The following is a 22724-nucleotide window of genomic DNA, read 5'->3' on the forward strand; positions in this document are numbered from 1 at the left end:
ACCGCAAGCCCGGCTCGCGAACGTGACGACCACAAGATCGCCCCTCAAGGATGAGCCGGGATGAGCGACACATACGCCGTTTCCGAATTTCGGTAAAGCGGAATATTTTTGCAGATGCGCATTGACACTGACGTGTCGAGGATTGGTCAGATGTTTTGCCCGACGGTCAACCGTGACAGCTTCGTGGCGCCTGGCCGTTTGGGTTCGTCGGAAACGGTCTGGACGGCAGTCGCGTTGCGGCGCTGGGTTCCATCATCGCCTTGACTCGACCTCAGCGCCTCACCCTCTTGTCCTTGAACGGGCGGGCTACGCTCGCCCTCTTGCGCGCTGGGCCTGAGCCCAGGCCGTGGTGACGTCCCGCGGCGGGACGTCGACGCGCCGGATCGGCGTCAGCTCGCCGGAGGCGGAGATGATCGCGGTCTCCTCGCGGCGGCAGCGCGGGCACACGAAGCGGACCTCGTTTGGCGAAGCCGACCAGCTCGAACGTTTCACATTGGCCGCCATCGGCCAGGCCGCGCAATGCGAGCATGACACCAGGAACCGACCGGGATCGAGCATACCCATTCCAAAGGACTCCGCGTCCTGCCATCCCTTCAATGATTAATCCATGTGAATCGTTCCGGTGCCAAAACACCGTCAAGGCACCGTCGGCCCCAAATTGGGGGGCGGAGCGGCTCAGTGGGCGCCCTTGAGCGTGCACGACGTGCTGCAGGTGACGGTGTTGCCGTGGTCGCACGCCTTGCAGGCAGCGACGCACTGGTTCATGTCGCGGGGATTGAAGGACGTGTAGTTCCGCATCGCGTAGACCGGGGTCGAGCCGGTGATGTCCTGCTCCTGGTTGCAGGCTGCCGTCATGAGTCCAAACATGATGACCGCAAGGCGCGCATGGGATCGCCCTGTGAGGCACGACAAAACAATCTCGCGAGGCGCGCTGCACCGCAACGTGCAACGGCATTCCCTCAGCGGAGAAGCACAGTAAGCGTCCCCCGCATCTGCATTGAGGATGCGCGCCAAGTGTTAAGAACGGATTGCCGGCGTCAGGCCGCAGCTTTGCTCGCGATGGCCTGCCGCATGTCCACCGCCAATTGGCGGTACTGCTCCGATAGCTTCAGATAAAACTCGCGCTTGGTGCTGTCGGTGGCAAGCCTGGCGATCAGCTCGCATTCGGCGGTGAGCGTCTCGAAGCGTTCGAGCCTGTTCTCAAGTTCTGTCATCGGCGTGTCCCCATCAAACGCCTCAAGGACACCAAACCTAAGCCCGGGAAATAGGTCACGGCGAACATCGTTATCAAGTAGAATCAATTTTTCCCGCGGAGCTGGCTATTTCTGCTCAAGCCGCCACGCGCCGTCCCAGCCCTCGCCCGGCGGATTGGCCTCGAACTGCGCAATGCGCGCGAGCAGCGCGCGCGAGGGGCCGTCGCCGGGGACGGCTTCGAGTGCTGCGTTGAAAGCGGCACGGGCCTCGTCGAAGCGACGGGCGCGATAGGCGGCGAGGCCCTCGGCGTAGTGCGAACGCAGGCTCTTATGTGCGGCAGTGAGCGCGCCTGCCCGGCCCATCACCTCGAAGATCGTTTGCGGCGCGCTCTGGCCGGCGACCGCAAGACGGTCGACCTCGCGCAATTCGAGCTGCGAGCCGATCGCATCCGCCGTTGCCTGCGAGATGAGGATACGCGTGCCATAGGTCTTGTTGACGGCCTCCAGCCGCGAGGCGAGGTTCACGGCATCGCCCATCACGGTGAAGCTCATCATCAGCTCGGAGCCGATGCTGCCGGTCAGGACCTCGCCGGTCGCGATGCCAATCCGCAAATCGCACAATGCCGGCATGGCGCGGATGCCGAGCAGATCCGGCAATTGCTTCTGCAGCGCGGGCACCTGATCAGCCATGTCGATGGCGGCAAGGCCTGCGAGCAACGCCGGCTCGTCCTCCTCGATGAAGGGCGGGCCCCAATAGGCCATGATGGCGTCGCCGATATATTTGTCGATGATGCCGCGGTTGCTCCTGATCGGACCGGACATCATCGTGAAATAGTGGTTCATCACCCTGACCAGGCCGCGCGGGGTCATGCCCTCGCTCATCGCGGTGAAGCCGCTCATGTCGCAGAACATGATGGTCATGACCCGGCGCTGGCCGTCGATGGCGACCTCCGGCCGGTCGATCAGGCCCTGCACGACCTTGGGATCGATGTAGCGGCCAAAGGTCTCGCGGATGCGCTCGTTATGCCTGAGCTGTTCGGTCATGCGGTTGAAGGCTGCGGCCAGCTCGCCGATCTCGTCCTGGGTGGAGACGGTGATGGTCTTGTCGAAGCGGCCGGCCTCGACCTCGCGGGTGCCGGCGAGCAGCAGCCGCACCGGGCGCGTAATGCCGCTGGACACCAGGAGCGCAAAGGCAAATCCGAGCACCGCTGCCAGCAAGGTCACGACTCCCGACACGATAATCGCCTGGTATTGCCGACTGATCACCTGCGACGTCGAGAAGAAGACCTGCGTCAGCATGTCGCCGCGGATCGCGTCGACCTTCCCGTTGAACGCATCGCGCATCGAGTCGAGCTGTTCCAGCGTGCCGCGGGCCTCGGCCATGTCCTTGGCCTCGATCTGCTTGAGCAGTTTCGTATTGCCCTCGTCCAGATTGCGCCGCAGCTCGGTGACAGCGCTCTCGATACGAACGTCGAGCCGTGCCAGCGCGGCGTTGTCGGAAGAGGTCCTGGGGTCGTCGATGATGGCGTTGATGAGCTTGCGCGCGGTCTCGGCCTCCTCCTCGAACTTGCGGTCCAATGCTTCGAAGTCGCGAAGCCGCGCCGCGTAGGCCTCCTCGTCCGACGCCGATCCCATCCTGGTCATGACCATTCGCCGCAGCGCCAGCGCCCGCTCCAGCGAGCGGATATTGGCGCGGGCGAGATGGCTGTACGCCGGGATGTAACGGTTGGTCAGCTCGTCCAGGAGGACGCCGACCTGGCTCGACATCACCATCGACAGGATCGAGGTGACCAGCATCAGGACGATCAATCCGAGGGCGATGCCGACGATTTTGCGCCGGATCGACTGATTGAAAAGGGGCATGGGTGTGAGGCAATGGGCTGCAGGAATGGCTATGGACCCCAATACACCGTATTTGGACCAGGGAACACGCACAATCAGGCCGCTGTGGCGCCAAGGAGCCGCCCGCAACCACCGCGCGAGCCAGAATGGTTAACAGAGGTTAAGAGCCTTCTCTATCCGCCGTTGCACAAGTTCCCTCGCTCCATCCGTATTTCGCCGCATTGTTGGAACAGCTTGAGGATGCGAAACGACGTCGTGTCACCGTTTTTGACGCCGTTTTGATTCTCGAGCCGCATGTCGTCGCGGACTTTGGTTTGTACTGGTTTCGCAGGGGGACCACGGAATGAACCAGTGCCTACGCTCGCTCGCGTGTGTCGTTGCCGTGGCCGCCTTGGCCTTCATCCCTACCGAGCTGGCAGCGAAGAGCAGTCACAAATCATCCGCGCCGAAGAAGACGCATGAGGCGAAAGCCGGCAAGCAGCGCCACGCCTCCACCGGCAAAGCGCGGCACGGCAAGCATGCCGAGGCCAAGCGCAAGTCGAAGAAGCAGGACGACGCGCCATCGGACAAGCCGGCGGCCCCGCCGCTGACCGGCGACCTCGCCGCGCTGAAGGATGCCATTGATCTTGCGCGGAAGGGCAAGACCGAAGACGCAAGTGCGGCGCGCGACCGCATTGCCGACCCAGCCGGACAGAAACTCGCCGACTGGTTCATGCTGCGCCATTCCGAGAGCACGGCGAATTTCAAGCGCTACGCCGCCTTCCTCGCCGCCAATCCGGACTGGCCGAGCAGCGCGCTGCTCCGCCGCCGGGCCGAGGCGCGGCTGTGGCAGGAGAAAGCCGACGCGGCGACCGTGCACAAATTCACGATGGACCGGCCGACCAGCGCCAAGGGCAAGTTCGCGCTCGCCCGCGTGCTGATGACTGAGGGCGACAGCGACAGGGCCGCGCGTCTGGTGCGCGAGGCCTGGCGCACGGACGAATTGTCCGAGCGCAGCGAGGAAGATTCCTACGAAGCGTTCCGCGATCTCCTGACCGCCGAGGATCATCGCGCCCGCATGGACAAGCGTCTCGGCGCCAAGGACTATTCGGGGGCGCGGCGCGCAGCCAAGCGGCTCGGCGAGGATGCGCTCGCGATCGTCAAGGCCTGCGCCGCCGTCACCGGCAAGGCCAGCAAGGCCAAGGATTATCTCGAGGACGTCTCAGCCGAGGCGCGCCGCGACCTCGGCTATGTGCTGTGCCGCGCGCAATGGCATCTCCAGAATGACCGCATCGACGACGCTGCCGAGGTGATCCTGGCCGCCGCACCCGATATGATGGCGGCGCAAGACACCGACGCCTGGTGGCGCGAGCGCCGCCTGCTCGCCCGAAAGCTGCTCGACCAGGGCAAGTTCAAAACCGCCTATGATTTGGTGCGCTCGGCGGCCGTGCCCGCGATGGAAGTCTATCGCGTCGACTATCACTTCATGTGCGGCTGGATCGCGCTGCGCTATCTCCAGGATCCCAAGGCGGCGATGACGCACTTCGCCGCGATCGACGAAGGCTCGGCCAACCCGATCGCGCTGTCGCGCGCGCATTATTGGCGCGGCCGCACGGCCGAGGCGATGAACGCAACCGCCGATGCGCGCCTGAGCTATCAGGCCGCGGCGCGCTATCCGACCGCCTATTACGGCCAGCTCGCCCGCGCCAGGCTCGGTCTCGACCGCATCGAGCTGCGCGCGCCCTCGCCCGTGCTGGCAGCAGTCGATACGCTGCCCACGGACGAGCGCGTACGTGCCGCCGACATGCTGTACGGCGTCGGTGAGCGCGACATGGTGTTTTACTACGCCGAGGATTTCGCCAGGGAGAGTACCGACGTGGCGGCACTCGAAGCGCTCGGCGAGCTCGCCGGCCGGCGCAACGATGCGCGCGTGATGCTGGAGGTCGGCAAGTCGGCGCTGGCGCGCGGGCTCGCGCTCGATCACTACGCCTTCCCGACCATCGGCATCCCTGAACATAAGCAGGTCGCGCCGGCGATCGAGCCCAGCGTGATCTATTCGGTGGCGCGCACCGAAAGCTCGTTCGACCAGCGCGACAAATCGGCCGCCAACGCAGTCGGGTTGATGCAGGTGACCCCGGAAGCGGGCCGCGACACCGCAAAGCGCTTCGGCCTGACCTACGACTGGGACAAGATGGTCTCCGATCCCGTCTACAACACGCAGATGGGCGCGGCCGAGCTCAGCGCGCTGATGTCGGAATACCGCGGCAACCAGATCATGACCTTCGCCGGCTACAATGCCGGCCGGGGCCGCGTGCGCGAATGGGTGCAGGCGCGCGGCGACCCCAGGGATCCCAAGGTCGATCCGGTCGACTGGGTCGAGCGCATCCCGCTGTCGGAGACGCGCAACTACGTCCAGCGCGTGATCGAGAACGTGTTGGTCTATCGTGCGAGGTTTGAGGCCAGCAGCGTCGTCGCGGCGAAGTCCGAACAGCGCGTTACGACGCCGAACGTGGGCGCGATGCCGACGGCATCGGCCGCAGCCGCCGCGCCCTAGCTTCGCGACGCCGGGGCTGGACGCGGCGTGAAGCTGGATGCAGTGACTGCGACCGACCTCTCTGCGCGGGGTCCGCATCGTTTGGCGAGCCGTCACCTCCTTCCGTGGTCAGAGGGTTCGTACGCGCGCAGAAATGCTTCCGTCAGCGAGCGCGAGAGCGCGCCCGTCTGCAGTATCCAGTTCCAGCTCGACACCGTGATCGCTTCGAGCGAACTGCGGTAAGGCCAGAGCATTTCCGCCGTTGTCTGCTGATATCGACGGTAGCAATCATAGTCGCAGTACCGCCGCTCAGCGGGCACATGGCGGACGTAACTCGCGCCCAGCGGCTGCGCGCACGCGCTGCAGGTACCGCCGTGGCGAGGCCCTTCCTGATTGACGAGCATGAATCTCATCGCGATGTCCTCTCACCCGGACGGCAGATCCACCGCCCGTTTCGCTCTCCTCTCCGCTCAAGACGCCGCTCGTGTGCGCCCCTCGATCAGCGGCGCAGCTTCGCCATGAAGCGCGTAACACTCGTAGCCGCAGTAGGGCAGCAGCGTCTTCGCATCGCGCAGATAGCCGCCGCTGATCTCCTCGCAGCACCAGAGGCAGAACGTTTTGCGGAAAGGGGTCCTGCCGTTCACCAATATGAACCTCATGTGGCACCTCCGAGCGCAAAGCAGTAGACTGTGTCGACGAGAGAGGCGGACGGCGGCGGCGCGCAAAGATGGTTGCGGCCGTCGGGATTATCCCTGTTTCGCTCGACCTTCTGAGGCGGAATGAGGATGTATTTCCCGTCTTCCCGGCGCAGCGCGTAGATGCTCCCCTCGACTCGCCGTATCTCGGTCGGGTAGCAGTCGGCGTTGTTGCAGCAAGTCAGCACCGGATTGTCCGGCATGTGCCAACTCGAATAGAACTGCTCGTGCAGCAGCAGATCCCGAGGCGGATGACGACGATGTGCGCCATCCTGTCCGGCCTCGTCCGCCTCCGCTCCCGTCATCAACGAAAGCGGCAGCGTGATCGCCAAGAGGAGCTTGCAACTACGGTTCAACGCGCAGCCTCCCGATACAGAATTGCCGAACGCAGCGGATCCGGTGACTGGTGCTTACGCCGCCTGGGACCGAAACAGCCATCGGCGATCGCGTTCGCGGCGCGCCCTGAAGCGATCGAGACATTTCCGGGAGCAAAGCGGCGCTCGCCAGGAATAATACCGGATCAGGCCGAACTTCCCGCTGCAGACGGCGCAGCTTTTTGCGGCGGAAGGGCGCTCGGAGTGTTCGGGCTTATCGCACATGACCTCTCCTCCTGGCCTCTGATGGGCGCCTCTGGCGGTCGAGGATCCCCACGGGCGCTGATGCACAATCATCACGTTCGTCGACGAAATGCGGCTTCTCAATCGTGACCAGCCACATCATCGGCAAGCTGGCCTCTTGAGTGCACGACGCCGCGCTACTCGACTGTTCATGCGTCGCGATCGACACCACTGGATTGCCGGTGAGACTAGTCCCCATGTGACGGGCCGCTCAATTGTACGGAGGTAAATGCAGCGTATGACTAGGATTGCGCGACCTATACATAGGTTTGTCCGGTGATTTACCGGAGTTTCGTCCGCTCGCAACGAGACGGCGCAACGCTGGCAAGCTGCACGGAGCCCGCGAACTTTCGATGCGGAATCCTGCTTTGATCAGGGAATTGCCCCTGCTGTCGCAAAGTGCTCTACTCGCCCCTGCCCCACGCGGGCCGGGACGCTTGCGATGATGCCTGGCCAGATCGCAAAACTAGGGAATTCGGCCGCGCAATTCCTGCTCGGCGGCCTTGCGGCGCTTCGATCTCTCGGCAATGCGGCGAAAGACGAGCCCGCGACTGGAGAAGGCTGGCGGCAGGACAATGCCGACCTGCGCGACGCCGTGAAGCAATGGCGACAAGTGTTCGAGCACAATCCGGTCATGTATTTCATGGTCGATCCGGCCGGAACGGTGCTCAACGTGAATACATTTGGCGCCGCGCAACTGGGCTACACGGCGGCCGAGTTGACCGGCCAATCTGTGCTGAACGTCTTTTTCGAAGAGGACCGCGATTTCGTTCGTCGCTGTGTCGGGCTGTGCCTGGAAACCGTGGACCAGTCGCACACCTGGGAGATTCGCAAGATCCGGAAGGACGGCTCGGTTCTCTGGGTCCGTGAGAACGCCAAGGCCATGCGGCGCGGCGACGGCACGCCGATCGTGCTGGTCGCCTGCGAAAACATCACCCAACGCAAGGAGGCGGAGGATGCGCTGCGGCAGAGCGAGGCCTACCTTGCCCAAGCGCAGGAGTTGAGCCGCACCGGCAGCTTCGGCCTGAGCCTGGCAACCCGCGAGGCCGTCTGGTCCAGGGAGACCTTTCGCATCTTCCAGCGTGACCCGCAGGTCAAACCGACGCTCGATTTTGTTTTCCAGCGCATCCATCCGGAAGATCGCAATGCGGTCAGCAAGACCCTTGATCGGGCCTTCCGTGACGTCGGCGATTTCGACCATGAATATCGCCTGCTGATGCCCGATGGATCGATCAAATATCTCCATTCCGTGGCACGCGCGGTGAGACATGGATCCGGCCACATCGAGTTTGTCGGAGCGGTCACTGACGTCACTACGGCAAAGGAAACCGAACAGCGACTGCGTCGCAGCGAAGCCTATCTGACCGAAGCCCAGCGCCTCAGCCACACGAGCAGCTGGGCCTGGGACGTGCGCCGTCAGGAATTCGCTTACCGATCGGCCGAACTCTATCGCCTGTTCGGATTTAACCCGGACCAGATTGATCTGTCGGCGCAGGCTTTCCAACAACGGATCCTCGCCGAAGACTTTAAGCGGATCGTCGACGTGGAACGTCAGGCAATCCGGCAAAAGCAGCCTTTCGAAGTTGATTTTCGGATTGTGCGTCCGGACGGTTCGGTACGACACGTCCATACGGAGGGGCATCCCGTCGTCGGCGGCGACGGCGATGTGACGGAGATCATCGGCACCCACGTCGATGTCACTGAGCAGTTTGCCGCAAGACAAGCGCTGCAAAAAGCCTTTGACGAGCTCAAGCTGTCCGAGCAGCGATTTCGCGACTATGCCGAAACCGCCTCGGACTGGTTTTGGGAGAGCGGGCCGGACCACCGTATCACACGGATTTCGGAACATGCCGACACGGCCGGTCCCGTGCCCACGGGCGTGATCGGCCTCGCCCGTTGGGACATTCCGCCCGACGCCGAGCTCGAGCCAGAGAAGTGGGAGCGGCATCGCGCCACGCTCGATGCCCACCTTCCGTTTCGCGACCTGGTCTACCGAAGCAAGGATCGCAACGGATCTCCGATCTACGTGCGCACCAGCGGCAAGCCCTTGCACGACGCGAACGGCAACTTTCTCGGCTATCGTGGCGTCAGCAGCGACGTGACGGCGGCCATCCGCGCCGAGCAGGCCGAGGAAGCACTGCGCAAGGCGCAAGCCGAGCTTGCTCACGTTACGCGCGTCACGATGCTCGGCGAACTTACGGCCTCGATCGCCCACGAGATCAATCAGCCCTTGGCCGCCGTGATCTCCAATGCGGATGCCTGCATCGGATGGCTCGATCGCGAACCGGCCGACCTGAATGCCGCGCGCCGTTCCGTGGAATGGATCGTCGAGGACGCCAATCGCGCCAGCGAGGTGATCCGCCGGATCAGAGCGCTTGCGAAAAAGACCGAGATCGAGATGGCTCCGGTCGACATGAACCAGCTCGTCAGGGAGACCGTGGCGCTCGTCCGGCGCGAGCTTGCCACCCATGCCGTGTCGGTGCGAATGGAGCTGGCGTCCGCTCTGCCCAGAGTCTGCGGCGACCGGATCCAGCTCCAGCAGGTGCTGATCAACCTGGTCATGAACGGGATTGAAGCCATGCACGCCAATGCGGAACGCCCGCGCGAGCTTGCGATCCGCTCCAGCCAGGTGAGCGAGCACGGCGAAGGTCGCATGCTCTTGACCGTGACAGATCGCGGGGTCGGCCTTGGCAACAGCGCGACGGAGCGCATCTTCACACCGTTCTTCACGACAAAGCCGAGCGGGCTGGGGATGGGACTGTCGATCTGCCGATCGATCATCGAGGCTCATGCGGGCCGGCTCTCGGCCCTCCCCAATGACGGAAGCGGAGCAACATTCCAGATTGCCCTGCCGTTGCCGATCGAGGACACGTCGTGACCGACATTCCCAAGGCGGCGACGGTGCAGACGAGTTCCGACGATCCGATCGTCTTGATCGTCGACGACGATCCATCGATGCGCCGTGCGCTCACCAACCTCTTTCAATCCGTCGGTCTCAAGGTCGAGGCTTTCGGCTCCGCGGCGGAGATCATGGAAGCCAAGCCACCAGCGGTCCCCAGCTGCCTTGTGCTCGACATCCGCCTGCCGGGCTCAAGCGGCTTTGACCTGCAGTCGGACCTAGCGAAGGCGAACATTCACACGCCCATTATCTTCATCACCGGTCATGGTGATATTCCGATGACCGTCAGGGCCATGAAGAGCGGCGCGATCGATTTTCTGACCAAGCCGGTGCGCGACCAGGACATGCTGGATGCGGTCCGGGCCGCGATCGAACGGGATCGCAAGCGACGCAATGCAGAGGAGTCGGTCGCGGGAGTGCGGTCCCGCTTCGAGGTTTTGAGCGCGCGCCAGCGCGACATCCTCACTCTGGTGGCATCCGGCCTGATGAACAAGCAGGTCGCTGCCGAGCTTGGATTGGCCGAGATTACCGTCAAGATCTATCGTGGGCAGATCATGCGGAAAATGGGCGCCAAGTCGTTGGCCGATCTCGTCAGAATGGTGGAGGCGCTCGGAATCTCACGCCCGGGCGGAAAGGTGCAAACCTAAGTATGCTTTTCAAGCTCGCTCCAAGGGCTCACTTTCGCCAAGTGCGGCACCGTGATCGGCGGCTCCCCGATCAGGAGCGATCATCTTGTCAATCCCGTTGGCCATTTCCGTCATTGACGATGATCGATCGGTCCGCGTTGCGACCAATAATCTGCTGACGTCGCGGGGATACACGGTCAACATCTTTCGCTCCGCTGACGAATTTCTTCAATCGGCCGAACTGAAGACGACGTCCTGCGTGATCGCGGATGTGCAGATGTCGTTGATGGGCGGCCTTGAGCTCTTGACGCACATGCGCAGCCTTGGTCACCACACGCCCTTCATCTTCATGACGGCTTTTCCCGACGATGCCGTGCGCGACCGCGCGCTGAAAGCGGGCGCTATCTGCTTTCTCGCGAAGCCGTTCTCCACGCCCGCTCTGCTTGAATGTCTGCGGATGGCCCTGTCCGGCTCCGATCAAACCGAGACATGATACGCCGGCGCCGAGCCCTGCGACACGGCGCTCAATCCACCTTGATGTTCGCCGCCTTGATCATCGGCCACCACTTCGCGATCTCAGCCTTCTGGCGGGTGCCGAGGGCCTCGGGCGTGAGCTGATCCTGGGGTGTCATCTCCAGCCCCTGGCTTTCCAGCTGCTTCTTCACGCCGGGATCGTTCAGTGCTTCCACGGCCGCGGCATTGAGTTTGGCGACGATCGCCTTCGGCGTGCCCTTCGGCACCCACATGCCGGACCAGAGCGTCATGTTGAACCCCTTCAGGCCCGCCTCCTCCGCCGTTGGGATGTCGGGCGCCGACGCGAGGCGCTTGTCATCGGTGATGGCGTAGGCGCGAATGGTGCCGGCGCGGACCTGGTTGATGGAGTTCGAGGTCTGGTCGACGATGACGTCGATCTGGCCGGCGATGAGATCGTTCAGCGCGGGCGCGGTGCCGCGATACGGTACGTATTGCAGCTTGAGGCCGCTGACGCTCTCGAAATAGACCCCGGCGATGTGGCTACCCGAGCCCGCGCCCGCGGTGCCCGCGGTCGGCGGCGACGGCCGCGATTTCAGCCAATCCAGCAGCTCCTTCAGCGAGGTCGCGGGCACCGCGTTCTTGCTGACGACGATCATCGGATTGCTCGGCAGCAGCACCACCGGCTCCAGGTCCGCGACCAGGTCGTAATTGAGCTTGTAGACGGCGCCGTTGGCGACGTGGGTGCCGAGATGGCCGAACGAGATCGTGTAGCCGTCGGGGGCCGAATGCAGGGCACGGCCGACGCCGATCGAGCCGCCCGCGCCAGTGACGTTCTCGATCACCAGCGGCTGGCCGAGCGCCGTGCGCATCCGCTCAGCGAGCACACGCGCCATCGCATCCGACGGCCCGCCGGCGGCAAAGGGCACGATGATGGTGATCGGACGCGAGGGATAGTCGTCGGCGCGCGCGGCGCCCGCAACAGTGAGAATAGCAAACAGCGCAGCCCAGGCGGCTTTCATTGTCTTCTCCCCAGCAATGTCATTGTTGTTTTTGTCTCTTCCCGCGTACGGGAAGAGGGATCGTTCGTGAAGAGGCGAATTGACGCGCTAGAACTGCGAATAGTCGATCGGCTTGTGGCGATCGAGCGTGCGGTCGACCTTCGGCAACGGGTATTTCAGGCCGGTGGCGCAGTTGAACAGCATGACGCGATCGGACTTGCTGACGCGGCCGTCGGCGAGGCTGTCCTTGTAGGCAGCGTAGGTTGCAGCGCCTTCGGGGCAAAGTAGCAGCCCCTCCTCGCGCGCGACCTCGTTCAGCGCGGCAGAGATCTTGTCATCGTCGACCGCAATGGCAAAGCCCTTGCTCTCGCGCACCGCGCGCAGGATGAGGAAGTCGCCGATCGCCTGCGGCACGCGGATGCCTGACGCGATGGTGTGGGCGTCCTCCCAGCGTGTCGCATGCTCGGTACCGGCTTCGTACGCACGCACCATCGGCGCGCAGCCCGAGGCCTGCACCGCGACCATGCGCGGGCGCTTGCTGCCGATGAAGCCGATCTTCTCGAGCTCGTCGAAGGCCTTCCACATCCCGATCAGGCCGGTGCCGCCGCCGGTCGGATAGAAGATCACGTCGGGTACGTCCCAGCCGAGCTGCTCGGCGAGTTCGAGGCCCATCGTCTTCTTGCCTTCGATGCGGTACGGCTCCTTCAAGGTCGAGGTGTCGAACCAGCCGACTTTCGCCTTGCCCTCGCCGACGATCTTGCCGCAATCGTCGATATAGCCGTTGACGCGGTAGACGGTCGCGCCCTGCAGCTCGATCTCGCTGACGTTCACCTCCGGCGTATCGGCCGGGCAGAAGATCGTGGTCTTGATGCCGCAGGAAGTCGCGTAGGCCGCGAGCGCCGCGCCGGCATTGCCGTTGGTCGGCATCGCCATGTGCTTGATGCCGAGCGCCTTGCCCATCGACACCGCCATCACGAGGCCACGCGCCTTGAACGAGCCGGTCGGCAGCCGCCCCTCGTCCTTAACGATGATCTCGCCGCCGCCGAGTTTGGCACCAAGCTTCGGCAGGCGGATCAGCGGCGTCGTGACCTCGCCGAGCGAGACGATGTCCTTGCATTTGCGCACGGGAAGCAGCTCGCGGTAACGCCACATGTCGGCGGGGCGTTGGGCGAGCGCATCCTTGGTCAGCACCTTCTTCACGCCCGCGAGGTCGTAGCGGACCAAAAGGGGCTTGCCGGCCTTGGAGAGGTTGTGGACCTGATCGGCCGCGTAGTGATCGCCCTCCATCGCGCATTCGAGATGGGTGACGAAGGTCGGGCGTTCGATGGTGAGGTTGTCGTTGTCGTGCATGGGGTGGTTTCCTTCTTGTTTTACAGGTCTACTGCTCGTCATGGCGAGCGTAGCGAAGCAATCCAGACTGCCGCTGCGGAAAGACTCTGGATTGCTTCGCTGCGCTCGCAATGACGGCGGCGATCAAATGTTCAGCACCCGTCCATACGCATCCAGCACGGCTTCCTTCATCATCTCCGACAGGGTCGGATGCGGGAACACGGTGTGCATCAGCTCTTCTTCCGTTGTCTCCAGATTCATGGCGACGACGTAGCCCTGGATCAGCTCGGTCACCTCAGCGCCCACCATGTGGGCGCCGAGCAGCTGGCCGGTCTTCTTGTCGAAGATCACCTTGACCATGCCCTGGTCCTCGCCGAGCGCGATCGCCTTGCCGTTGCCGACGAAGGGGAAGCGGCCGACGCGGATCTCGCGGCCGCTCTCCTTGGCCTTGGCTTCGGTCAGACCGACCGATGCGACCTGCGGGTTGCAATAGGTGCAGCCGGGGATCATCAGCTTGTCCATAGGGTGCGGATGCAGACCCTTGATGGCCTCGACGCAGATCACGCCCTCATGCTCGGCCTTGTGGGCCAGCATCGGGGGACCCGCGACGTCGCCGATGGCGTAGATGCCGGGAATGTTGGTCTTGCCGTAGCCGTCGATCACGATGCAGCCGCGGTCGGTTTTGACGCCGAGCTTTTCGAGACCGAGATTCTCGATGTTGCCGACGACGCCAACCGCCGAGATCACGCGCTCGAACTCGGCGGTCTGCTTCGCCTTGCCGTCGTCGAGCGTCGCGACCACGCTATCGCTCTTCTTCTCGAGCTTCGTCACGCCCGTGTTGGTGAGGATCTTGATGCCCTGCTTCTCGAGGCGCTTGCGGGCAAGACCGGCAATCTCGGCGTCCTCGACCGGCAGTATCTGCGGCAGCACCTCGACCACCGTGACATCGGAGCCCATCGTCTTGAAGAAAGATGCGAACTCGATCCCGATCGCGCCCGAGCCCATCACCAGCAGCGATTTCGGCATCCGCTCCGGGACCATCGCTTCGAAGTAGGTCCAGATCAGCTTCTTGTCGGGTTCGAGGCCCGGCAGCACCCGCGGTCGCGCGCCAGTCGCGACGATGATGTGCTTGGCCTGATAAGCGCCCTCGCCGAGCGCACCCTTGGGCCCTTCGACGTCGGACTTCTTCACCGTGACCTTGCCAGGCGCGTCGATCGAGGCTGCGCCCCAGATCACGCTGACCTTGTTCTTCTTCATCAGGAAGCCGACGCCGTCATTCAGCCGCTTGGAAACGCCGCGCGAGCGCTGCACCACCGCCTTCGGATCGAACGAGACGTTGTCCGCCGACAGGCCGTAGTCCTTGGCGTGCTGCATGTAGTGGTAGATCTCGGCGGAGCGCAGCAGCGCCTTGGTCGGGATGCAGCCCCAGTTCAGGCAGATGCCGCCGAGATAGGATTTCTCGACGATCGCCACCTTGAAGCCGAGCTGGGCGGCCCGGATCGCGGTGACATAGCCGCCGGGACCGGAGCCGATGATGATGATGTCGAAGGATGTATCGGCCATGGCGGCTCCCGTTCAACTCAAGAGGCGCCGCGGGCGCGGCGCTTGATCAGAAAAGACCTCACCAGCCATTCGAGCGTCGTCACCAAAGCCATCACGGCCAAGGCAATCAGCACGATCGGCTGGGCGATGTTCCGTGCCAATTGTTCGCCGGCAAAGAACGCGGAGTAAAGAAAATCGAGCCCAATCGGGTTGAGCGCGACGACTGTTCCAAGCAGCAGCGACATCCATGGCCAGCGGGTACGGACATGCAACGTTGCCCCCTCTACCCCGGGTCACACCATCATCATGACGGGGTTTTCGATCAGCTGCTTGAAGGCACCGATCAGCTCGGCGCCGAGCGCGCCGTCGATGGCGCGGTGATCGCAGGACAGGGTCACGCTCATCATGTTCGCGATCTCGATCTTGCCGCCGCGGACCACAGGCCGCTCCTCGCTGGTGCCGACCGCGAGGATGGTCGCATGCGGCGGATTGATCACGGCGGTGAAGTGGCTGATGCCGAACATGCCGAGGTTCGAGACGGCCGTCGTGCCGCCCTGGTACTCTTCGGGCTTCAGCTTGCGCGAGCGGGCGCGTGTCGCAAAATCCTTCATCTCGTTGGAGATGGTCGACAGCGTCTTGGTCTCGGCCTTGCGGATAATCGGCGTGATCAGGCCGCCGGGCATCGCCACCGCGACGCCGACGTCGGAATGGTGGTGCTTGACCATGCCGGATTCGGTCCAGCTCACATTGCAATTCGGGATCTTCTGCAGCGCCACCGCCATCGCCTTGATGACGAAGTCGTTGACCGAGATCTTGTAGAGCGGCTTCTTCTCCTTGTCCTTGGGAGCAGCCGCATTGATCTCCTCGCGCGCGGCAAGCAGCTTGCCGATGTCGCAGTCGATGGTGAGGTAGAAGTGCGGGACGTTCTGGATCGACGCGGTTAAACGTTGGGCAATGGTGCGGCGCATGCCGTCATGCGGGACGACCTCGTAGGAGCCCGGCTCGAACAGCGACAGGATCTGCTTGTCCGACATGGTCGGCGCGGTCGAGGGCGCGCCTGACGGCGCCGCCGCGGGTGCCTTCAGGCCCTTGCCAGACTTGGCCTGCTCGACGTCGCGAGCGACCACGCGGCCATGCGGGCCAGTGCCTGTCACCATTGACACATCAAGGCCGGATTCCTTGGCGAGACGTCGCGCGAGCGGCGATGAGAACACGCGGCCGGCATGGCCGTTGCTTTGCGCAGCCGGTGCTGCGGCCTGCGGCGCTGGTGCGGCGGCGGGCGCCGGCGCGGCCTTGGGTGCAGCAGGCGCGGGAGCCGGTGCAGCCGCGGGAGCTTCAGCAGCTTTCGGAGGCGCGGCCGAAGCGCTGGGCTTGGCGGCACCTGCCGCTTTCACGTCCTCGCCCTCGCCGGCCAGCACCGCGATCACGTCGTTGACCGGGACATCCTGCGTGCCCTCGGGCACGAGGATCCTGGCGATCGTGCCCTCGTCGATCGCCTCGACCTCCATGGTCGCCTTGTCGGTCTCGATCTCGGCGATGACGTCGCCGGATTTGACCTTGTCGCCTTCCTTCTTCAGCCACTTGGCGAGGTTGCCCTTCTCCATCGTCGGCGAAAGAGCGGGCATCAGGATGTTGATGGGCATGCTGACCTCACGAAGAACTTCTCAAAACGTCGGCCCCGGGAGCGAGGACGAACAGACCAGGTTTAGTTGCCGATGTCGCCCTGCCACAGGCGCTCATTGGCAGGATTGGAACGCCAGTTCTTCATCATGGTGATGGAGCGGTCGTCCGCAAGATCGATCCAGGGGATGCCGAACTTGTCGAGGATGTCCTTGGAGCCCGGGAAGGTGACGGATTCCCCGATGACCACCAGTTGGACCTTGAACAGAGCGAGCGCGCCGGCGCACATCGAGCACGGCGACAGCGTGGTGTACATGACGGTGTCGTGGAACGAGATCACGCCGGCCTCGCGCAGGCAGCTCATCTCGCCGTGCAGGATGACGTTCTTTTCCTGCACGCGGTTGTTGTGGCCGCGGGCGATCACTTTGTTCTCGCGGGTCAGCACGGCGCCGATCGGCAGGCCGCCTTGCGCGATCGAGGCTTCCGCCTCGCGGATCGCCTCCAGCATGAAATCGAAATGATAGGATTCGATCGCCACGGTCAGTGCCCCTTCCCGCGCGGCGTCGTGGTGCCGGTGTCGGTGGGACGCTCGATCTCGGCCTGGAACATCTCGATGATCCGGTTCAGCGCGTCCTCCTCGGTGTATTCGCTCTCGCGCGCATAGGCACGCGCGGCGTGACGGGCGAGATCGACGAGCAGCAGCCCCCACATGTCGGGCTCGTCGAAGGCCCGCTGGAACGCCATCGACAGCCCGCCGTCCAGCACGAACACGCGCAGGATCTCGACCGCGTCATCGCGGACGAGGACGTCGGGTGGCAATGGCTGCTCTTTCGGACCCGCCATGCTCTACCTGTAGCAGACGGCTTTGGCGGCCTCGACCACTTCGGCAGCCGAAGGCAGCGCGAGCTTTTCCAGGTTCGCGGCATAAGGCATCGGCACGTCCTTGCCGGAGACGCGGGCGACCGGCGCATCCAGATAATCGAAGGCATGCTCCATGATCCGCGCGGCGATTTCGGCGCCGACACCGCTCTGGGCCCAGCCCTCTTCCACCGTGACGGCACGTCCCGTCTTCTTGACGGAATTGACGATGGTCTCGGTATCCATCGGACGCAGCGTGCGCAGGTCGATCACTTCGGCCTCGATGCCATCCTTGGCGAGTTCGTCGGCGGCCTTCAGCGCGTAGCTCATGCCGTTCGACCACGAGATGATCGTGACATGGCTGCCGGAACGCACGATGCGCGCCTTGCCGATCGGAATCACGAAATCGTCGAGCTTCGGCACCTCGCCAGTGTGGCCGTAGAGCATTTCGTTCTCGAGGAAGATCACCGGATTGGGATCGCGGATCGCAGCCTTGAGCAGGCCTTTGTAATCAGCGGCCGAGAACGGCGCGACGACCTTGAGGCCCGGGACGTTCGAATACCAGGACGAATAATCCTGGCTGTGCTGGGCGGCCACGCGGGAAGCGGCGCCGTTGGGCCCGCGGAACACGATCGAGCAGCCCATCTGGCCGCCGGACATATAAAGCGTCTTGGCCGCGGAGTTGATGATCTGGTCGATTGCCTGCATGGCAAAGTTGAAGGTCATGAACTCCACGATCGGCTTCAATCCGCTCATCGCGGCGCCGACCCCGATGCCGGCAAAGCCGTGCTCGGTAATCGGTGTGTCGATGACGCGCTTGGCGCCGAATTCCTGAAGCAGCCCCTGCGTCACCTTGTAGGCGCCTTGGTATTCGGCGACCTCTTCGCCCATCACGAAGACGTCTGCGTCGCGGCGCATCTCTTCGGCCATGGCATCGCGCAGGGCTTCGCGGATGGTCTGCGTCACCATCTCGGTGCCGGCGGGCACTTCCGGGTCGGGCTCTGCGACGGCCTTCGGTGCGGGCGCAGCTTTGGGAGCTGGAGCCTCGGTCTTCGCGGCGGCAGGGGCTGCGGACTCGGCGGCCTTCTGCTGCTGGGCAGGCGCCGGTGCCTTGGCGAGATCGGCGGCACTCTCGCCATCGGCGAGAATCGTCGCGATCGGCGTGTTCACGGCAACGTCGGCGGTGCCCTCGGGGATCAGGATCTTGCCGAGCGTACCTTCATCGGTCGCCTCGACCTCCATGGTCGCCTTGTCGGTCTCGATCTCGGCGATGACATCGCCGGACTTGATCGTCTCACCCTCTTTTTTCAGCCATTTGGAGAGGTTGCCCTTCTCCATCGTGGGCGACAACGCGGGCATCAGCACTTGAATTGGCATATCGACTCCAAGAGAAAGCTTGCGCGCGTTCAGCGGTAAATATCAGTCCAGAGCTCGGCGGCGTCCGGCTCGGAATCATGCTGGGCGAAATCGGCGGATGCGTTGACGATGTCGCGCACCTCGGCGTCGATCGCCTTCAGATCCTGCTCGCTGACCTTGGCGGCCAACAGGCGGTTGCGCACCTGCTCGATCGGATCCTGGTCGTGGCGGACTTTTTCGACCTCCTCGCGCGTTCTGTACTTTGCGGGATCGGACATCGAGTGGCCGCGATAACGATAGGTCTGCATCTCCAGGATGAAGGGTCCCTTGCCGGCGCGGCACCACGCCGCCGCCTCGTCGCCGGCAGCCTTGACGGCGCGAACGTCCATGCCGTCGACCTGCTGGCCGGGAATGTTGAAGGAGGCGCCGCGCTTGGAGAAATCCTGCTGCGCCGAGGCGCGCGAGACCGAAGTGCCCATGGCGTAGCGGTTGTTCTCGATGACGTAGATCACCGGCAGCTTCCAGAGCTCCGCCATGTTGAAGCTCTCATAGACCTGGCCCTGGTTGGCCGCGCCGTCGCCGAAATAGGTAACGCTGACATTGTCGTTGTCGCGATAGTGATTGGCGAAAGCGAGCCCGGTGCCGAGCGAGACCTGGGCGCCGACGATGCCGTGGCCACCGTAAAAGTGCTTCTCCTTGCTGAACATGTGCATGGAGCCGCCCTTGCCCTTGGAATAGCCGCCACGACGACCCGTGAGCTCGGCCATGACGCCGTTGGCCTCCATGCCGGTGGCGAGCATATGGCCGTGATCGCGATAGCCGGTGATGACCTGATCGCCCGGCTTCAGGGCCATCTGCATCCCGACCACCACGGCCTCCTGGCCGATATAAAGGTGACAGAAGCCGCCGATCGCGCCCATGCCGTAGAGCTGGCCGGCCTTTTCCTCGAACCGCCGGATCAGGAGCATGTCGCGGAGCGCCTTGAGCTCCTGCTCTCTGGTGAATTCCGGGGGCGAACCGCCGTCGGTCTTGTCTTGTGCAGTGCTTGCGGCGGCTTTCTTGGGTGCGGCCATGGGAATTCCGGGTCAGAGAAAACTTCAGCCCTCTCTAACCCAAGTCAAACGCCCTTGGAAAGCACCGCGGCGGCATGGCACGACTTTCATTATGCCGCACTGCAACGTGATCGTAATATTGCAAAATCTTTGACGCGGATCGGGCAACAAATCGACACGGTCGCCGCACTCGCAGATTCGTGGCCGGGTCAAGCAACGTTGAGCCAAACGCGGTCCCGACATTTGGAATGGGCGGCGCAGAACAGCGCCGCCCTCTCCGCCCGGCCGCCCGATCAGAAGAAGCCGAGCTTCTTCGGGCTGTAGCTGACCAGCAGATTCTTGGTCTGCTGGTAGTGATCAAGCATCATCTTGTGGGTCTCGCGCCCGACACCCGATTGCTTGTAGCCGCCGAACGCCGCATGCGCGGGATAGGCATGGTAGCAGTTGGTCCAGACCCGGCCAGCCTGGATCGCCCGGCCGAAGCGATAGCAGCGGTTGGCGTCGCGGCTCCAGACGCCGGCCCCCAAGCCGTAGAGCGTGTCGTTGGCGATCTCGAGCGCCTCTTCGTCGCTCTTGAAGGTCGTGACCGAAACGACGGGGCCGAAGATCTCCTCCTGGAAGACGCGCATCTTGTTGTGGCCCTCGAACACGGTCGGCTGGACGTAGAAGCCGCCGGCGAGATCGCCGCCGAGCTCGGCGCGTCCGCCGCCGGCCAGCACCTTTGCTCCCTCCTGTCTGCCGATATCGATGTAGGAGAGGATTTTTGCGAGCTGCTCGCCGGAAGCCTGCGCACCGATCATGGTGTCGGCAGCGCGCGGATCACCCTGCTTGATCGCGGCGACGCGCTTCAGCGCCCGCTCCATGAAGCGGTCGTAGATGTCGGCGTGGACCAGCGCCCGGCTCGGACAGGTGCAGACCTCGCCCTGGTTCAGCGCGAACATGACGAAACCTTCAATCGCCTTGTCGAAGAAGTCGTCGTCTTCGGCGATGACGTCGCTGAAGAAGATGTTGGGCGACTTGCCGCCGAGCTCAAGCGTGACGGGAATGAGGTTCTGGCTGGCATATTGCATGATCAGCCGGCCCGTCGAGGTCTCGCCGGTGAAGGCGATCTTGGCGATGCGCGGGCTCGACGCGAGCGGCTTGCCGGCCTCCAGGCCAAAACCGTTGACGATGTTGAGGACGCCGGGCGGCAGCAGATCGCCGATGATTTCGGCCCAGACCATGATCGAGGCCGGGGTCTGCTCGGCCGGTTTGAGCACGATACAATTGCCTGCGGCGAGCGCGGGCGCGAGCTTCCAGCAGGCCATCAGCAGCGGGAAGTTCCAGGGAATGATCTGGCCGACCACGCCGAGCGGCTCGTGGAAATGGTAGGCGACGGTGTCGTGATCGATCTCGGAGAGGCTGCCTTCCTGGCCGCGGATGGCACCGGCGAAATAACGGAAGTGGTCGATCGCCAGCGGCAGGTCGGCGGCGCGGGTCTCGCGGATCGGCTTGCCGTTGTCCCAGGTCTCGGCGATGGCGAGACGCTCGAGATTGTCTTCCATGCGGTCGGCGATCCGGTTCAGGATCGCGGCGCGCTCGGCGACGCTGGTGCGGCCCCAGGCGGCCTTCGCGGCATGCGCTGCGTCGAGCGCTGCCTCGACGTCCTGCGCATCGGAGCGCGCGATCTTGCAGACGATCTGGCCTGTCACCGGCGAGGCGTTGTCAAAATACTTGCCGGAGATCGGCGCGACGAATTTGCCGCCGATGAAATTGTCGTAGCGTTCGGCGAAGGGAATTTTGGTGACGCTGAGGAATTCTACCTTGTTCATTGATCACTCCCGATGTTTGCTGTTTGCGCAATTCGTCGCGTGGTCGCGACTTGCGCCAACGATGTCGCGGGAGGCGACTTCTGTCAGCCCTGATAGGAGCGATCACTGAGCCGACCTGTCGCAGTTCTGCGACAGGTGACGAGGCTGCACGTCGTGCCGCCGCACATACTGACCTCATCCTGAGGAGCGCGCTCTTGCGCGGGTCTCGAAAGGATGGCTGGGGATGACAGCAGGGCCTCTTGTGGTTCGAGAGGACCGCTTCGCGGTCTCCTCACCATGAGGATCTACCAGCAGCTCAATGCGCGTTCAGCTCGAACCGCTTGAGCTTCCTGTGCAGCGTAGCGCGGCTGACGCCGAGGGCCTTGGCGGCCGCCGAGACATTGCCGCCCGCGCGCAGGAGCGCCCGCTGCAACACTGCGCGCTGACCGCCGGCAAGATGGTCGCGCGCGGTGTCGCCGCCAAGGAGATCGGCGGCGGGCATCGGCTGCAACGCCCGGCCGGGCGCAATCCCGAGTCCCGCTCGGGCGGACCGGGTCGCGCCGATCACGAGATCGTCCGCATCGACCGCAACGAGGCCGCCGCACTGGCCGTCCGCACCTTGCGCCAGCACGATCCGGGCATGGGCGAAGGCCCTGCGAAACAGATCGGCCTCGATACGCTTGGCCGCCTCGCCGGCCGCGAGCGCGATCAGACTGGAAAACACGTCGGTACGGTCGGCGCGGCAGGAGGAGACGTCGAGCACGCCCGCGAACGCAGCCTCATGGTCGTAGATCGGAACGGCGGTGCAGCTCAGAAGCGTGTTGCGGGTGAAGAAATGCTGGTCGCGGTCGATCGTCAGCGGACGTTGCTCGACGAGGCAGGTGCCGATGCCATTGGTGCCCTCATGCTCCTCGCTCCAGAGCGCGCCGGTCCAGAGTCCCCAGGACTGAAATGTGGCGTCGTCCGCCGGGGTGCCGCGGCGATCGACCGGCACGCCTTCGCCGTCGGCGAGTAGCACGCAGCAGCCGCTGGCGCCGACCGCCTGGTAGAGCCGGTCCATCGCACCTCGCGCAGCGGCAAGCAGCGGCGCGATGCGCTCGCGCGCGCGGTGCAGCTCGGCTTCGCTTAGCCGGTTCGGCGAGCTGCGGCCTGCGGGATCGAGACGATGCAATCTGGACGAACGGCGCCACGAGGCCACGAGCGACGAGCGTGCCGCCTGGCCTGACGTGATGGCGGCCTCGACACGGGCCGCGTGATGCCGGGGGAATTGCCCATTCATCACTGTTTCCTCCGGGTGGCAATTTAGAGCGTGCCGGCACGG

General features: G+C 64.0%; 22 protein-coding genes. 4 read left to right on the forward strand and 18 right to left on the reverse strand.

The genetic code is table 11. The annotated features are described in order from the left end of the window. Nucleotides 1–306: 306 nt before the first annotated feature. The 4 genes from AC0L27_RS34600 to AC0L27_RS34615 form a co-directional block, all read right to left on the reverse strand. Nucleotides 307–564 carry a hypothetical protein gene (locus AC0L27_RS34600; RefSeq protein WP_275171214.1) on the reverse strand — a complete coding sequence of 86 codons (258 nt, stop codon included), beginning with the start codon at nt 562–564 and terminating at the stop codon, nt 307–309. 111 nt (nt 565–675) lie between these two features. After that, nucleotides 676–867 (reverse strand): hypothetical protein, encoded by a 192-nt coding sequence (locus AC0L27_RS34605; RefSeq protein WP_354209807.1) that lies wholly within the window; start codon nt 865–867, stop codon nt 676–678. 170 nt (nt 868–1037) lie between these two features. Further along, nucleotides 1038–1214, reverse strand: coding sequence for a hypothetical protein (locus AC0L27_RS34610; protein ID WP_007590638.1), 177 nt, complete (start codon nt 1212–1214; stop codon nt 1038–1040). Between the two features lie 105 nt (nt 1215–1319). Then, a complete protein-coding gene (locus tag AC0L27_RS34615; RefSeq protein WP_354209809.1) occupies nt 1320–3056 on the reverse strand; it encodes an adenylate/guanylate cyclase domain-containing protein in 1737 nt (578 codons plus the stop codon). A gap of 322 nt (nt 3057–3378) precedes the next feature. Here AC0L27_RS34615 and AC0L27_RS34620 point away from each other — a divergent pair, with 322 nt between their 5' ends. Further along, a complete protein-coding gene (locus tag AC0L27_RS34620) occupies nt 3379–5568 on the forward strand; it encodes a lytic transglycosylase domain-containing protein (protein ID WP_354209810.1) in 2190 nt (729 codons plus the stop codon). A gap of 92 nt (nt 5569–5660) precedes the next feature. Here AC0L27_RS34620 and AC0L27_RS34625 read toward each other — a convergent pair whose 3' ends face one another. The 3 genes from AC0L27_RS34625 to AC0L27_RS34635 are packed head-to-tail and all read right to left on the reverse strand — an operon-like array spanning nt 5661 to nt 6574. Then, nucleotides 5661–5960 carry a hypothetical protein gene (locus AC0L27_RS34625; protein ID WP_354209811.1) on the reverse strand — a complete coding sequence of 100 codons (300 nt, stop codon included), beginning with the start codon at nt 5958–5960 and terminating at the stop codon, nt 5661–5663. A gap of 57 nt (nt 5961–6017) precedes the next feature. Beyond that, nucleotides 6018–6206, reverse strand: a complete 189-nt coding sequence (locus tag AC0L27_RS34630) for a hypothetical protein (protein WP_007590634.1) — start codon at nt 6204–6206, stop codon at nt 6018–6020. Beyond that, complete coding sequence (locus AC0L27_RS34635; RefSeq protein WP_275171219.1) at nt 6203–6574, reverse strand: hypothetical protein; 372 nt, start codon at nt 6572–6574, stop codon at nt 6203–6205. The genes AC0L27_RS34630 and AC0L27_RS34635 overlap by 4 nt, the downstream gene beginning before the upstream one ends. A gap of 727 nt (nt 6575–7301) precedes the next feature. Between AC0L27_RS34635 and AC0L27_RS34640 the strand changes: the two genes are divergently transcribed. From AC0L27_RS34640 to AC0L27_RS34650, 3 genes are all read left to right on the forward strand, one after another. Continuing rightward, nucleotides 7302–9737, forward strand: a complete 2436-nt coding sequence (locus tag AC0L27_RS34640; protein WP_354209812.1) for a PAS domain S-box protein — start codon at nt 7302–7304, stop codon at nt 9735–9737. Beyond that, nucleotides 9734–10405, forward strand: a complete 672-nt coding sequence (locus AC0L27_RS34645; protein ID WP_354209813.1) for a response regulator transcription factor — start codon at nt 9734–9736, stop codon at nt 10403–10405. The genes AC0L27_RS34640 and AC0L27_RS34645 overlap by 4 nt, the downstream gene beginning before the upstream one ends. A gap of 85 nt (nt 10406–10490) precedes the next feature. Next, nucleotides 10491–10877 carry a response regulator transcription factor gene (locus AC0L27_RS34650; RefSeq protein ID WP_354209814.1) on the forward strand — a complete coding sequence of 129 codons (387 nt, stop codon included), beginning with the start codon at nt 10491–10493 and terminating at the stop codon, nt 10875–10877. Nucleotides 10878–10908: 31 nt separating this feature from the next. Here AC0L27_RS34650 and AC0L27_RS34655 read toward each other — a convergent pair whose 3' ends face one another. From AC0L27_RS34655 to AC0L27_RS34705, 11 genes are all read right to left on the reverse strand, one after another. After that, nucleotides 10909–11877: a tripartite tricarboxylate transporter substrate binding protein BugD gene (locus AC0L27_RS34655; RefSeq protein WP_354209815.1), complete on the reverse strand. Its 969-nt coding sequence runs from the start codon at nt 11875–11877 to the stop codon at nt 10909–10911. 87 nt (nt 11878–11964) lie between these two features. Next, nucleotides 11965–13206 (reverse strand): threonine synthase, encoded by a 1242-nt coding sequence (locus AC0L27_RS34660; RefSeq protein ID WP_354209816.1) that lies wholly within the window; start codon nt 13204–13206, stop codon nt 11965–11967. Between the two features lie 123 nt (nt 13207–13329). Then, on the reverse strand, nt 13330–14748 hold the full coding sequence (gene lpdA / locus AC0L27_RS34665; RefSeq protein ID WP_354209817.1) for a dihydrolipoyl dehydrogenase: 1419 nt from the start codon (nt 14746–14748) through the stop codon (nt 13330–13332). 17 nt (nt 14749–14765) lie between these two features. Then, nucleotides 14766–14972 (reverse strand): hypothetical protein, encoded by a 207-nt coding sequence (locus tag AC0L27_RS34670; RefSeq protein WP_275171225.1) that lies wholly within the window; start codon nt 14970–14972, stop codon nt 14766–14768. 48 nt (nt 14973–15020) lie between these two features. After that, on the reverse strand, nt 15021–16370 hold the full coding sequence (locus tag AC0L27_RS34675) for a pyruvate dehydrogenase complex dihydrolipoamide acetyltransferase (protein ID WP_354209818.1): 1350 nt from the start codon (nt 16368–16370) through the stop codon (nt 15021–15023). A 62-nt stretch (nt 16371–16432) separates the two neighbouring features. Further along, entirely contained in the window at nt 16433–16885 is a 453-nt protein-coding gene (locus tag AC0L27_RS34680) for a nucleoside deaminase (RefSeq protein WP_275171227.1), read from the reverse strand. Between the two features lie 2 nt (nt 16886–16887). Then, nucleotides 16888–17190: a DUF5076 domain-containing protein gene (locus AC0L27_RS34685; protein WP_007590623.1), complete on the reverse strand. Its 303-nt coding sequence runs from the start codon at nt 17188–17190 to the stop codon at nt 16888–16890. 3 nt (nt 17191–17193) lie between these two features. Beyond that, nucleotides 17194–18582 (reverse strand): pyruvate dehydrogenase complex E1 component subunit beta, encoded by a 1389-nt coding sequence (locus AC0L27_RS34690; protein WP_354209819.1) that lies wholly within the window; start codon nt 18580–18582, stop codon nt 17194–17196. 29 nt (nt 18583–18611) lie between these two features. After that, nucleotides 18612–19634: a pyruvate dehydrogenase (acetyl-transferring) E1 component subunit alpha gene (pdhA, locus tag AC0L27_RS34695; protein WP_354209820.1), complete on the reverse strand. Its 1023-nt coding sequence runs from the start codon at nt 19632–19634 to the stop codon at nt 18612–18614. 272 nt (nt 19635–19906) lie between these two features. Further along, nucleotides 19907–21424: an aldehyde dehydrogenase gene (gene adh, locus AC0L27_RS34700; RefSeq protein WP_354255361.1), complete on the reverse strand. Its 1518-nt coding sequence runs from the start codon at nt 21422–21424 to the stop codon at nt 19907–19909. Nucleotides 21425–21719: 295 nt separating this feature from the next. Further along, nucleotides 21720–22682, reverse strand: coding sequence for a helix-turn-helix domain-containing protein (locus tag AC0L27_RS34705; protein ID WP_354209822.1), 963 nt, complete (start codon nt 22680–22682; stop codon nt 21720–21722). Nucleotides 22683–22724 lie beyond the last annotated feature (42 nt).

The organism is Bradyrhizobium sp. Ken51, from assembly GCF_055807435.1.